This is a genomic window from Erwinia sp. 009765445 (genome assembly GCF_058137865.1).
This window is the reverse complement of sequence record NZ_JBYUWC010000012.1, coordinates 170,386-182,953: the sequence shown is the minus strand read 5'-3', so window position 1 is coordinate 182,953 and position 12,568 is coordinate 170,386. Positions and strand designations below refer to the sequence as shown.

The 12,568-nt window shown below is 50.8% G+C and carries 12 protein-coding genes and 1 tRNA gene; 11 read left to right on the top strand and 2 right to left on the bottom strand.

Features of this window, described 5'->3' with window-relative positions; all coding sequences use genetic code 11:
* Positions 1–78: 78 nt before the first annotated feature.
* The 8 genes from AC3Y5R_RS15060 to AC3Y5R_RS15025 all read left to right on the top strand — a co-directional run bounded on the left by AC3Y5R_RS15060 (position 79) and on the right by AC3Y5R_RS15025 (position 7,719).
* A tRNA-Sec gene (locus tag AC3Y5R_RS15060) sits at positions 79–173 on the top strand.
* Positions 174–272: 99 nt separating this feature from the next.
* The gene (locus AC3Y5R_RS15055; protein ID WP_489922019.1) at positions 273–818 is read left to right on the top strand and encodes an NUDIX domain-containing protein; all 546 of its coding nucleotides are present in this window, start codon (positions 273–275) and stop codon (positions 816–818) included.
* Positions 819–1,648: 830 nt separating this feature from the next.
* On the top strand, positions 1,649–2,044 hold the full coding sequence (locus tag AC3Y5R_RS15050) for a hypothetical protein (protein WP_489922018.1): 396 nt from the start codon (positions 1,649–1,651) through the stop codon (positions 2,042–2,044).
* A gap of 187 nt (positions 2,045–2,231) precedes the next feature.
* Complete coding sequence (locus tag AC3Y5R_RS15045) at positions 2,232–2,744, top strand: hypothetical protein (protein WP_489922017.1); 513 nt, start codon at positions 2,232–2,234, stop codon at positions 2,742–2,744.
* Positions 2,745–2,757: 13 nt separating this feature from the next.
* A complete protein-coding gene (locus AC3Y5R_RS15040) occupies positions 2,758–4,539 on the top strand; it encodes a type I secretion system permease/ATPase (protein ID WP_489922016.1) in 1,782 nt (593 codons plus the stop codon).
* Positions 4,536–5,735 carry a beta-barrel domain-containing protein gene (locus AC3Y5R_RS15035; RefSeq protein WP_489922015.1) on the top strand — a complete coding sequence of 400 codons (1,200 nt, stop codon included), beginning with the start codon at positions 4,536–4,538 and terminating at the stop codon, positions 5,733–5,735. Before AC3Y5R_RS15040 ends, AC3Y5R_RS15035 begins: the two co-directional genes overlap by 4 nt.
* Positions 5,736–5,836: 101 nt before the next feature.
* Entirely contained in the window at positions 5,837–6,928 is a 1,092-nt protein-coding gene (locus tag AC3Y5R_RS15030; RefSeq protein ID WP_489922014.1) for a PD-(D/E)XK nuclease family protein, read from the top strand.
* 254 nt (positions 6,929–7,182) lie between these two features.
* Entirely contained in the window at positions 7,183–7,719 is a 537-nt protein-coding gene (locus AC3Y5R_RS15025) for an RcnB family protein (protein WP_489922013.1), read from the top strand.
* Between the two features lie 51 nt (positions 7,720–7,770).
* On the opposite strand, the gene AC3Y5R_RS15020 is transcribed toward AC3Y5R_RS15025, so the two are convergent.
* Together AC3Y5R_RS15020 and AC3Y5R_RS15015 are read right to left on the bottom strand one after the other, a co-directional pair.
* Positions 7,771–8,268 carry a nucleoside deaminase gene (locus AC3Y5R_RS15020; protein WP_489922012.1) on the bottom strand — a complete coding sequence of 166 codons (498 nt, stop codon included), beginning with the start codon at positions 8,266–8,268 and terminating at the stop codon, positions 7,771–7,773.
* Positions 8,269–8,408: 140 nt separating this feature from the next.
* Complete coding sequence (locus AC3Y5R_RS15015; protein WP_489922011.1) at positions 8,409–9,020, bottom strand: HD domain-containing protein; 612 nt, start codon at positions 9,018–9,020, stop codon at positions 8,409–8,411.
* A 66-nt stretch (positions 9,021–9,086) separates the two neighbouring features.
* On the opposite strand from AC3Y5R_RS15015, the gene AC3Y5R_RS15010 reads away from it, so the two are divergent.
* From AC3Y5R_RS15010 to eptB, 3 genes are all read left to right on the top strand, one after another.
* Positions 9,087–9,545, top strand: a complete 459-nt coding sequence (locus tag AC3Y5R_RS15010) for a MarR family winged helix-turn-helix transcriptional regulator (protein ID WP_489922010.1) — start codon at positions 9,087–9,089, stop codon at positions 9,543–9,545.
* A gap of 94 nt (positions 9,546–9,639) precedes the next feature.
* Complete coding sequence (locus AC3Y5R_RS15005; RefSeq protein ID WP_489922009.1) at positions 9,640–10,068, top strand: organic hydroperoxide resistance protein; 429 nt, start codon at positions 9,640–9,642, stop codon at positions 10,066–10,068.
* 367 nt (positions 10,069–10,435) lie between these two features.
* A complete protein-coding gene (gene eptB, locus AC3Y5R_RS15000) occupies positions 10,436–12,142 on the top strand; it encodes a kdo(2)-lipid A phosphoethanolamine 7''-transferase (RefSeq protein ID WP_489922008.1) in 1,707 nt (568 codons plus the stop codon).
* Positions 12,143–12,568: the final 426 nt, after the last annotated feature.

Below are 12,568 nucleotides of genomic sequence, written 5' to 3'. Positions count from 1 at the left end.
GGCGGCGTCAGTCCGGAGGCCTTTGAACTGGCCTCGTCGTGAGGACAGGAAATGTCTACGGTTGTGGGGTCAGTCCAAGGAAGATCGTCGTTTCCGGTGAGACGGCTGGACTTCAAATCCAGTTGGGGCCGCCAGCGGTCCCGGGCAGGTTCGACTCCTGTGATCTTCCGCCACTCCATCTCCATCTCCATTTCAGACAGAACCACTTGGGCCATCCATCTCAGCCATGAGATCATCCTGCACAGCTCAACAGACCTGATGTGGGAGAACCGATGAAGAAAGAACTAACCGCCGCAGACATGCATGACGCAGAAGTACTGGTGAAAAACCCCTGGTTTAGCGTACGCAAAGTGAGCATCGACGTCGCTGAACAACAGCGCCGGGATTTTTATTCCATCCATCATCCCCGACCCGCTGTGGGCATTGTGGCTATGCAGCAGGACAAGGTGCTGCTGATCCGCCATTACCGTTATTTAATCGATAAAGTTGTCTGGGCAATCCCATCAGGTGGTGTTGATGTCGGGGAAGATCCTGAAGTTGCTGCTCTCCGGGAACTGCGGGAAGAAACGGGTTATCAGGCTGGTCAAATCAGGGAAATTATCCGTTTTAATCCTTCTTATGGCAGCAGCGATCAGCTGTTTATCACCTGGCTGGCAACCGATCTTGAATTTGTCGGGATGGAAGAGGATCAGGATGAAGTGATGGAGACTGGCTGGTTCACGCTTTCGCAAACAGAAGATCTGATTGCGCAGGGTGAAATGCCCGATGGCCTGTCCCTGGTTCCTTTGCTGCATGTGATGAAATCTCGCCGGGATTGATTCTTCTCGCCAGGCTGGCACAGAATGCCAGCCTCAAACCTCAAACCTCAAACCTCAAACCTCAAACCTCAAACCTCAAACCTCAAACCTCAAACCTCAAACCTCAAACCTCAGGTCATCGCCAGAAAGCCTCTAACAGGTGTTCCCGGAAAATTTCCGATGCAATGGCTGGTCATCAGGCCAGCATTTTTTGATCAGGCTCATTAAATCAGTTTCTCCTTACTGAGTAAGAGTGATGAGGTTTTTCGGTTTACTCAATGTTTAGTCTGCCTGGCGTTTAATAGCGGCCAGAATGAATGATGTTTACTGATCTGATTCTGGCTGCAGAGGCAGACAAATTCGCTATCATTTTTGTCTGGATTGTTACAGGAAAAATCGGGTCATTTTAGAATTTTAATCAGGAATCGAACTAACTGGTTTGTAACAAAATTCTGAATATTCTCCTTATCTCCTAAAGAGTTACTGAGTGAAGTGATCGCCAACCCCCCCTAAATCAGGGGCCATAAATTTCATGAATTGTCTGTAAAACGAAAATTAATCAGTTTAAGTCGGGGTATTATCCTGTTTTTTTATAAAAATAAAAATTTTGAATTGAGTTAATTCATCAGGTAAACCCACACCCTTATAAATGTCATTGTTAATAACATGTTTTTTTTCATTTTTCGATTTCAGTTTTTGGCATTTTAAACCGTTATATATTGTTTTGGTGGTATAAGATATTGATGATTTAAGATGAATATCATTCTCTTTTTATTTTCAACAGCAATCTATAAGATGGATTCCAGAAAACGCCGTATAACTGTTTTCTGCTTCAGGGTGAGGAAGAGTATTTGGAAAAACTTATCGCGGGGTATTACATTGGCCAGTTTGTTCAGTTTGATTTGAGCCATCGTCGATTATCCTGCCTGGATCCGAAAAGTCGCAGCACAATTAAAGAATACAGAATGCGGGATACGATGACACGCCTGTTCTTATTCTTATTGCAGAACGCGAACAATAAAGTTGTCCTGAAAAAAGATGTCCTCTATCACGTCTGGGATGTACATGGTCTGAAGTCATCTAATCAGCGCCTTTGGCAGGTTATGCAGTCATTGCAGCTTCGTTTGTTGTCGTTACAGGTTCCTGGCGACTTTATTATTTCTAAACAAACATCTGAAGGAACAGGTATTTATCTGAATGGAAAGATAATAAAACCTTATTATTTTCATATTAACAGTCTGACCTGAACCGTCTCCTCTTAGCGCTATCCTGCGATAGCGCAATTTATTTATCAATCACGTTTAGGAAATAATTGGAAACTGTCGCTTTCTTCAGTTAATGCCAACTGGGTTGTTTGCTTTGGAGGGTATTATATTGATTTAAAAGGAAAGTTATTCTTCATGTTGCACCGCAGAAAAGACTCTGTTTCTGCTTTTGAATAACAAATTAGTCACTCCAGATTTTATTGGTGAAAAAATGAATTTTCAATTAATTATTAAGGATATCAAAGGTAATTTGCTTTCTAAGCAAACCTTAAATTCCAATCAATCCCTCACACTGCAGGCTCCTCAGCAGGCAGTTTCCTTTGAAATCCACAACAATAACGGGCAACCCCCTAAAAAAATTCACGTCAAAAAGGCTGATGGGAAACTGTCTTTAGAAGTGTTCGATGATGTTACTGGGGAGCAGTACGATATCGTGCTGGATAATTTCCCTGCTGCAGAGCAGCCTGTCATCCTGGCATCGGGCTCTGATGGCGTGGTGTATTCTTATGAGTATGATGCCGCATCTGATTTCTATTTACTCTCTTCCACGTCGGTAGACACTATCGCTGCAGATAACGGCTTCAGCGCTATGGGCATTGCCGGTGGTGCGCTGGCCGCTGCAGCTGCAATTGGCATTGCAGTAGGAGCTGGCAGAAAATGCCCGTCGCGTCCTGCTGGCTAAACCGGAAACCTCGGTGCCGGATGCGCGCGTTGATGACTACATCAAGCCTTATCGTTCTGACTGGCTTTGGAACACCATCCTGCGGGAATGGCCTGGCTATCTGAACGTGATGTTTGCCTCCCTGATTTCGAATGTTCTTGGCCTGTCTGCGATGCTGTTTACCATGCAGGTTTATGACCGGGTTATTCCTTCCCAGTCTATTCCCACGCTGTGGGTGTTGTTCAGTGGGGTAGTGATCGCTCTGACGTTTGTTTTTGTGATGCGCATTACCCGTACGCATATTTCTGACACGGTAGGGAAAAGTGCCGATCTGCGCATTTCCGACCGGGTTTTTGGTCATGCGTTGCGTATCCGTAACGATCTGCGGCCAAAATCTACCGGTTCGTTCATCGCGCAAATCCGCGAGCTGGAGCAGATCCGCGAGCTGATCACCTCCACCACGGTTACAGCCATTGCCGATCTGCCGTTCCTGATCATTTTCCTGTTTATTCTCTGGCTGCTGGGAGGCTGGCTGGTGCTGGTTCCGCTGGCTGCCATTCCGTTGATTATCATCCCTGGTCTGCTGGTGCAGCGCCCATTAGCGAAGCTTTCGAGGGCCACCATGCGCGAATCTGCGGTGCGCAATGCAATGCTGGTTGAAGCCGTACAGGGCATGGATGACATCAAGATGCTGCGTGCTGAGCCTTACTTCCAGAACCAGTGGAATCACCTGAACGAGGCAATCAGCAAAACCTCTAAAAAGCAGCGCTTTATCAGTGGATTGCTCACCAGCTGGACTAACGAAGTGCAGACCTTGGCCTATATCAGCGTGGTACTGGTGGGGGCTTTCCTCGCCATTAACGGCGATTTGTCCACCGGGGTGCTGATTGGTAGCTCAATGCTGGCTTCCCGCATGATGGCGCCGCTGGGGCAGCTGGCGATGATCCTCGGCCGCTGGCAGCAGGCAAAAGTGGCCCGTGAAGGGCTGGAAAACCTGCTCCGCAGCGAGGTCGATCAGCCTGAACGCAGTGTCCAGATCCACCGCCCTAAAATTTACGGTGAATATCAGCTGTCGGAAGCGAGCTATCGCTACGATCCAAACTCGCCTGAGCCGATACTGACGGTCAGCAAGCTGGTGATTAAGCAGGGAGAGAAAATCGCTCTGCTGGGGCGTAACGGCTCCGGTAAATCCACCTTACTGCAAATGATGGCGGGGCTGTTGCAGCCAAACGAAGGGGCCATTTTACTTGACGGGGTGCGGCTTTCCTCACTGGATCCGCTGGATGTTCGTCGTGATGTCGTCCTGCTGGGACAAACCTCCTCGCTGTTTTTTGGCAGCATCCGCGAAAACCTGCAGTTGGGCATGCCGCTGGCCACCGCAGATGAAATGCTGGAGGCACTGGAAATCAGCGGCGCGAGTGAATTTATTCGCCGCCTGCCGGAAGGCATGGACTATCAGCTGCAGGAAGGCGGCAAGGGACTCTCCGGTGGGCAACGACAACAGCTGTTGCTGGCCCGTACCGTTCTGCGACAGCCCAGTGTTCTGCTGCTGGATGAACCCACTGCCTGGCTGGATGATGCGGTGGAGAAACATCTGATCGAAAAGCTGCAGGCGTGGATGGGCAATCGTACCGTGATCGTGGCCACGCATCGCCCGGCGGTTATGCAGTTGGTTGACCGTATTATACTGATTGATAAGGGTAAAATTGTCCGAGATGGGACAAAGGAAGAGATGCTGGTGTCTGCCCCTGCGAAAGCGCAGGCCACACCGCATCAGGGTAAGGTGAATCTGTCTTCGCAGGGAGCGAAATCATGAGTCTGCGTAATCTTTTTCTCTTTTCATGGCTGCGTTTACCCCGCCATCAGCGGCCCCGTCGTCTGATCTCTTCCGGCGCGGTGATCGTCTGGTCAGTGCTGGTACTGATGGTAATGTTCTTCTTCTGGGCGACTCATTTTGAGCTGGATGAAGTTACCATCGGGGTTGGCAAGGTGGTTCCCAGCTCGCACGAGCAAATCATCCAGTCGCTGGAAGGCGGTATTCTGAAGGAGCTGAAAGTTCACGAAGGGGATGTGGTGGAAGACGGGCAGGTTCTGGCGCTGCTGGACCCCACCCAGATTGACTCCGGCGTTCAGGAGAGCCAGTCGCGTTTGCGGGCTGCGCTGGCAACTTCTGCCCGTTTGCAGGCCGAAACGGAAGGACGCGAGCTGGTTTTCCCACCGGAGGTGCAGGAAGATCCTGCTCTGGTGGCGGCAGAAACGGCGCTGTACAGATCGCGGCGCGAAAACCTGAAAAAAAGTCTTGCCGGGCTGAGTGAAGCGCTGGACCTGATCAATCGTGAGCTGCGGCTGACCTCTTCTCTGGTGGCACGGGGAGCGGCCAGTGACGTGGAAGTGCTACGACTGAAGCGCCAGGCCAATGATTTGCAGAGTAAGCTTAACGACGCGCAGAACCAGTACGATGTAAAAGCGCGCGAAGATCTGGCTAAGGCCAATGCTGAAGCGGCCTCGCAGCGTTCGGTTATTATCGGTCGGGCCGACTCGTTGAAAAGGACGGTGATCGTCGCGCCGGTCAAAGGGATTGTGAAGGATATCAAGATCAACACGGTTGGCGGCGTTATTCCGCAGCGTGGCGATCTGATGGAGATCGTCCCGCTGGATGAGCAATTGATGATTGAGGCGCAGATTGCCCCCCGCGACGTGGCATTTATCACTCCCGGTCAGCGCGCGGTGGTCAAGCTGACCGCCTACGACTACAACATCTACGGCGGGCTGGAAGGCAAAGTGGCCTTTATCTCTCCGGATACTATTCAGGATGAGGTTCACCGGGATAAATACTATTACCGGGTGTATGTGCGCACGGAGAAAGATTATCTGGTGAACAAAAAGGGCAAACATTTTCCGGCCTATCCGGGGATGATCGCCATGGCTGAAATCCATACTGGCAGTAAAACGATTATGGAATACCTGGTCAAACCGCTTAACAGGGCAAAAGAAGCCCTCCGCGAACGGTAATCTCCTGCAGGGGAAGCCAGATGGCTTCCCCTTTTTACCTGCCAAACTAATGCTAAGATGCTGCACAAGATCGCTTAAAAAACACAGTAAAGGAAAAAACAGTGGAATTAGCGGAACTGCGGAACTTACTTAAAGCTCTTACATCGCTGCCTCCCCCCGATAAACAGGAACCTAACCTGTTTTCCATCGGAGCCAGAGGGCATTATGAAAATCCTGTCAGCGATCTTCTGGCATTTTTCTTCTATCCGGATGCAGGTCATGGCCTGGGCACGCTGGCACTAGAGTCGCTGCTGGCCTGTTTACCCGAAGCACAACAACCTGTTGAAGCCTCCCTGCTGGCTGCTCCCGAGCGCGAAGTCAGCACGAAACTGGGAAACAGGATTGATATCCTGATGGAATCTGATGAATGGCTGCTGGTGCTGGAAAATAAAATATGGCATCAGCAAAATACCCCGTTCAGTGACTACAGCGATTATTTGGCAGAGAAAGGGCGAAAGCAGGATAAAGCCTGTATCTACGTGGTTCTTTCTCCAGAAGGTGAATCACCTGAAGGCTGGTCAGGCATCAGTTATAAGAATCTGATTGCGGAGTTGTCAGCCCGTTCTGGTAAAGCCTTTGTCTCATTACCCTTCAGCAAATGGCTGATCCTTTTACGCGAGTTTATTTTGCATCTGGAGTCATTAATGGCCTCAACAAACATATCTCCCGACACGGAAGATTTTGTCCTGAATAACTTAGGTAAAATTCAGGAAATGGTCAGCCTGAAAAGCAGCGTAATCAAGTCGCTGCAGGAAGAAGGGCTGCGTTATCTGACTCGCGAGTTTAGCGATCATGATTACAATGTGCAGACGAGATTGCATCACTGGTATGGTTATCCGGCTTTGCGTTTCGCATTTGAACACTGGATCGATTCTTCTGATGTTTGCCTGTATCTTGATGGCAGTCCTGGTAATGTCTTTGATGTCAGAACTTATGTCTGGGATCTGCACACAAAAGCACTGTGTCAGTGCACTGAGCGGTTTTTTTCTCAGGAAGTTTTCGATCACCACTGGCTGGAAGGTAATGGCAGCGTGATGGGATTCCAGCGGCTGATGTCTGGCGAGAAGGCAGAAAAACGCCACCTGTTTGACGAAATTGCCCGGCAGATGAAGAAGCTCAATGAATTTGAGCAGCAACATCGTCAGGATAATTAAATTGCACCAGGCCGTTATCGGTCAGCTTGTTGTGAAAGCGCGGCGGGGTGGCAGGGGAAGGCCGGGTCTTATTCATCCTTTCTTTACAATTTTTCAGTTTCTTCCGGCGGGAAACACTTTATCTTCTACAGCAAAATGTTGGGTGCATGCTTCTTCAGTGTCTGGTGGGGCAAAAAAGTGAAAACTTGTCAGCGTAATTTTGTAGAATTCAGTGAGTATGCCTGCGGGCAGGCACAGGGCAATTTGGAGACACTATGAGTAAGTCGAAGTATGTTTTAATTTCAGCAATGTTGTTGGGCGCTGTGCCACTGATCTCTGTTGCCTACGCTGAAGGCGAGCAGGCTCAGGCATCGGTAGCCCAGGATCAGTCTGCTCAGGCTCCAGCACCAGCGGCAGATGCCCAGGCACCTGATGCACAGGTACCGGAAGGACAGACGCCAAGCGATCCGCAGGCTCCGGCTTCCGATGCGCCTCAGGGGTCCTCTACCGGCGCACAGGCTCAGGCCATGCAGAACCCGGATACCGACACTCAGGATCAGCCAGACCCGGCTCATCCGTATGAAATTAAGTCTTTCTTTGCTGATTTCCAGCGCTTCACCATCGGTAGCGTGATCCCCGATCGCTATCGCACCAAAAAATACGAAATCGTTGACTGGAAAACCCGCAACCTGACGAAACCAGATGAAGGCACCGGCTGGACTTACATGGGGGGCAACTACGTGCTGTTCAACAAAGCTGACGGCAAAATCATCAAGGCTGAATCAGGCGATATCTTCTACAAGCAGTCCTGATCCTCAATAGCAGGAGAAAGCCCGGCAAAAATGCCGGGCTTTTTTTGCTGCTCAGAAAGTCTGCGCCGCGCCCCAGGAAGCAGGACGGTTCAGCGTATTCCAGCGCTTATAGACTTCCAGCGCATCCGCATCGGGCTGGTGTTTCATTGGCAGACGACGCTGTGGGATCGGCTTGGCAAACTCCTGGTAGAAGTTCTCCAGCTCGAAGTATTGGCGATCGTCGCGATAGAACGGGACGTACTCTTCGCGGGTGGTGATATAATTTACCTGCTTAGGACTGCAGTAATAGAGTGAACCAAGGCACATAGGGCAATGGCTGGCGAGGATGTAAATATCACAATCCGAAAGATTTTCAGTCTGTAGTTTCCGGCACGCCTCGCGGATCGCCAGGATCTCGGCGTGCGCGGTGGGATCGTGGCTCTGCGCCGCCTGGTTGGCGCTTTCAGCGATGATCACGCCGTTGCGGACGATTACCGTGGCAAACGGCCTGCCGCCTTCTTCTACGTTCTGCATTGCCAGCGCAATGGTACGTTTTACAAAATCCATCATGACCTCGTTACTCTGTGGGTGGAACAGCGATCATTCTGGGATTAAAATTGCTATCAATTAAGCTAGCAAGATTTTTAAGAGTAAAAACCGCACTGCTTGCACAAAAAAAGAGCCAAACGGAGGGGAAATCCCTCCGACACTTATTGGTTTGCTGCGGTGGCTGAACTGGCGAGCGCGTATTTCTGTTGCTGGCGGGTAAACCACTCGGTGGGAATATTGTGCGGGGCCAGCGTCAACTGGTCGATCCCCCGCTCAATAATGGTGGATGCCTGCTGCCAGAGATCGGGATGGCCGGCGGTCAGCAGCGAAATTTGTACACGTTTTTCAATAAGATAAACGCGGGCGAACCGGGCATCGAAATGAATAATTGAGCGGGTATTATCAATAATATCCGCCAGCTTGATGGTCTGTGCCTCAGCGGAGGCATGTGCCGTATGGCGAAAATGCGCAAGCTTGCGGGCGGCACGGTTTTTGGTGCCGGGGGGATGGCTGTCGGTCAGCATTTCAACCAGTTGCGCCACCTTTTCGCCAAAGTGGCTGGTGATATCGTTCAGCGTGCTCGGCGTGTCTTCCACCGTATCGTGCAGCCAGGCGGCAGCCAGCATCACCTCGTTATCGGTAACGCTCCTGACCAGTTCGGCTACCGCAGCCGGATGCACAATATAGGGTTCGTCGGTGTACTTGCGGCGCTGGCCCGCTTCGGCGTGGGCTTTGGTGGCGTAGCGTCGTGCCTGTTCTTCCAGTGACTGCATCGGCCTTCTCCCCATCGATTAAAAATTAACTTGCAATTATATAGCGCACTATTTATATTTTTACGCATGACTACAGATAAAGATGACAAAAAAGCACAAGATGCGCCACTGTTGCTCGATCAGCAGCTGTGCTTTGCGCTTTATTCCGCCAATCTGGCGCTGCATAAGCTTTACCGGCAGCTGTTAGCGCAGCTGGAGCTCACCTATCCGCAATATCTGGTGATGCTGGTGCTGTGGGAGCGCGATGATGTGACGGTCTCTGACATCGGCGAACGTCTGTTTCTTGATTCGGCCACGCTGACCCCACTGCTGAAAAGGCTGGAAGCGGCGGGGCTGCTGAATCGTCAGCGCTCGCGTAAAGATGAGCGCCAGGTCGTCGTCACTCTGACAGAGCAGGGACGGGCGTTGCGCAGTAAAGCGACAGGCATCCCTGATTCGATTGCCTGTGCCTCGGCCAGTGATGTCGAAACGCTGAAAGCGCTTAAGCAGGAGTTAGAAACCCTGCGCGACAAACTGAACGGCTGACGACTGATAAGAAGAGAACTTTACCAGAATGTTGTTAAATAAGTAGCGTGCGATTTAATCGCACATATAAAATCAAACCTGAAGGAGCCACACCATGTCTTTAGAAAAAGTTGTTTATCGCGCAAAAGCAAAAGCCACCGGTGGTCGTGACGGCCGTGCCACTTCCTCTGACGGCGTACTGGACGTGAAACTGGGCGTACCAAAAGAGATGGGCGGCGCGGGCGGTGAAGCGACCAACCCTGAGCAGCTGTTTGCTGCCGGTTATTCAGCCTGCTTCCTGGGAGCGATGAAGTTTGTTGCCGGCCGCGACAAAATTTCGATGCCAAAAGACGCTTTCATTGAAGGTGAAGTAGGTATCGGTCCCCTGCCAACCGGTTTTGGTATTGAAGCAAAACTGAACATCCACCTGGAAGGGATGGATGCGGAAGAGGCGAAAACACTGGTTGATGCAGCGCATATCGTTTGCCCTTACTCCAATGCCACCCGCGGCAACATCGATGTGACTCTGAATATCATTAACTGATAGTGAGTCCTCACCAGGGCAGCGGCTGCTGCCCTGGTGCAATAGGGTTTCAGCTCCTCTTTTCCTTCCTCCAGCCCGTTTCCATCTGGCTAATGCCTCTGCTCAATCTGGCCGGTTTAAGTGGCATTTGACGCAATAAATATTGCTTAATTACTGCGCTGTTTAACCGATTGAGCGGATAAATTCCCGGTAATGTGTTTAACTACGCCGCTTGCTGAGAATCTGGCCTCTTTTTCTCAGAATCATTTGGGACGGTCAGTCCCCACCAATAATCGACCTGATGTCCGAACTCTGGCGCAACGGTAAGGTCTGATTAGCGTTTGGACTTGTTTAAGAACCGTTTAAGTTACGCCAGGATAAAGGTTGCATGAATTATATAAAATCACTGACTCAGCAAAAGCTGTCTTTTTTGCTGGCATTTTACATCGGGATCTTCCTGAACATTCCGGTCTTTTATCGTCGTTTCGACCCGTTTCTGGCCCATTTCAAAGCCACACAGTGGCTCTCCGCCATGGCAGAAGTGGTGGCTATCGTCCTGCTGACCTTCTTCCTGATGCGCTTGCTGTCGCTGGGCGGCAGGATTTTCTGGCGTATCGCCGCTACCACGCTGCTGCTGATTTCGGTCGCTGCCAGCTATTATATGAGCTTCTTCAACGTGGTGATTGGCTACGGCATCGTGGCTTCGGTAATGACCACCGACACCGATCTGTCGAAAGAAGTGATTGGCTACCACTTTGTGCTGTGGATGGTGCTGGTCAGCGCGATACCGCTGCTGCTGATCTGGCGCAACTCCCTGCGCCTTACGCTGCTTGAGCAGATGAAAACCCCCGGACAGCGCCTGAAGCCGCTGTTCATATTGCTGCTGGCGGTGGCGCTGGTCTGGCTGCCAATTCGCTATTTTGACAAGCAGCAGAACAATAACGAGAAGCTGACCAACATCGATCTGCCGAGCTACGGTGGAGTGGTGGCGCACTCCTATCTGCCTTCAAACTGGCTTTCCGCGCTGGGGCTGTTTGCCTACACCAGCTACGACGAGAGGATGGACAGCGAAGACCTGTTCGATCCGTCGAAGAAATTTACCTACAACCCACCTGCTGCCGGGCTGGACGATACCTATGTGGTATTCGTGATTGGTGAAACCACCCGCTGGGATCATATGGGCCTGCTGGGCTATAACCGCGATACCACGCCAAAGCTGTCGAAAGAGAAGAACCTGGTGGCCTTCCGCGGTGAATCCTGCGATACCGCCACCAAGCTCTCCCTGCGCTGTATGTTTGTGCGTGAAGGCGGAACGGATGACGGGCCGGGCCGGACATTAAAAGAGCAAAACGTCTTTGCCGTCCTGAAGAGGCTGGGCTTCAGCTCCGAGCTGTTCGCCATGCAGAGTGAAGTGTGGTTTTACAATAATACCGATGCGGATAACTACGCATTCCGCGAGCAGATTGGTTCTGAGAAGCAGAATCAGGGCAAGTCAGTGGACGATATGCTGCTGATCCCCGAGCTGAAGAAGTCTGTTGACCGTCATCCACAAGGGAAACACCTGGTGGTGCTGCACACCAAAGGTTCGCACTATCTGTATTCCCAACGTTACCCGCGTGAGTTCGCGCGCTATCAGCCGGAATGTATGGGCGTGGACGACACCTGCAGCAAAGCGATGTTAATCAACGCCTTTGATAACTCAGTGCTCTACACCGATACCGTGCTGGACAGCGTGTTTGACCAGCTGCGTGATAAGAAGGCCATCGTCTTCTATGCGGCTGACCATGGCGAATCGATCAGCGATAATATGCACCTGCACGGCACGCCACGCAACATGGCTCCACCTGAGCAGTTTCGCGTGCCGATGATAGTGTGGGCCTCGGATAAATATCTGGCGGACCCACAAAACCTGAGCGCTTTTGAGCGGCTCAAAGCCCAGCAGAGCGTAGGCAAGACCCATCGTCACTATGAGCTGTTCGACTCCATTATGGGCTGCCTGGGTTACACCTCGCCGGACGGTGGGATCAAAGAATCCAATAACTGGTGTGCCGATCCTGCGAAGGCGGTGCAGCCACCGGTGGCAAACAAGCTCTGATAATCTGATTTAACGTCCCTTTGAAGCCCTCTGTCCTGCCGGGACCGGGGGCTTTTTTATTTCGCAGACGCACCTCACCCCGGCCACCTGTTTCACAAAATTTTATACTGTTGCTGAAAAAAACGGCTCTCTGTACTAAGTCCAATTTATTCGACTAAACGAGCATAAAAGCCTTATCCCGCCTGCGATCAAGCGCTTAATTCGCGTCGCGTTTCGCTTATGTCCGTTTCTGACTCCCTGATCAATTCTTATGCCAGTGTTGCAGAATATTTAGCTGGAAAGTCTGTCATAAGCAAAGTGTATCGTTCAATATTGAGCCAATTATCGGGTTATTTTATTAGTTTTTTTTCGGAGCAAATTGCTGCTTAAAAATAGTAAAGTCTTAGATAAATCTGCCATTTGACCGATTGTATGCATCTTTACGCT

Bases quoted from the DNA above. Each gene is read 5' to 3' on its own strand.
- AC3Y5R_RS15015 (WP_489922011.1), bottom strand. From the start codon at position 9,020: ATGCAGTCACTGGAAGAACAGGCACGACGCTACGCCACCAAAGCCCAC.
- AC3Y5R_RS15010 (WP_489922010.1), top strand. From the start codon at position 9,087: ATGACTACAGATAAAGATGACAAAAAAGCACAAGATGCGCCACTGTTG.
- AC3Y5R_RS15035 (WP_489922015.1), top strand. From the start codon at position 4,536: ATGAGTCTGCGTAATCTTTTTCTCTTTTCATGGCTGCGTTTACCCCGC.
- eptB (WP_489922008.1), top strand. From the start codon at position 10,436: ATGAATTATATAAAATCACTGACTCAGCAAAAGCTGTCTTTTTTGCTG.
- AC3Y5R_RS15005 (WP_489922009.1), top strand. From the start codon at position 9,640: ATGTCTTTAGAAAAAGTTGTTTATCGCGCAAAAGCAAAAGCCACCGGT.
- AC3Y5R_RS15020 (WP_489922012.1), bottom strand. From the start codon at position 8,268: ATGATGGATTTTGTAAAACGTACCATTGCGCTGGCAATGCAGAACGTA.
- AC3Y5R_RS15025 (WP_489922013.1), top strand. From the start codon at position 7,183: ATGAGTAAGTCGAAGTATGTTTTAATTTCAGCAATGTTGTTGGGCGCT.
- AC3Y5R_RS15055 (WP_489922019.1), top strand. From the start codon at position 273: ATGAAGAAAGAACTAACCGCCGCAGACATGCATGACGCAGAAGTACTG.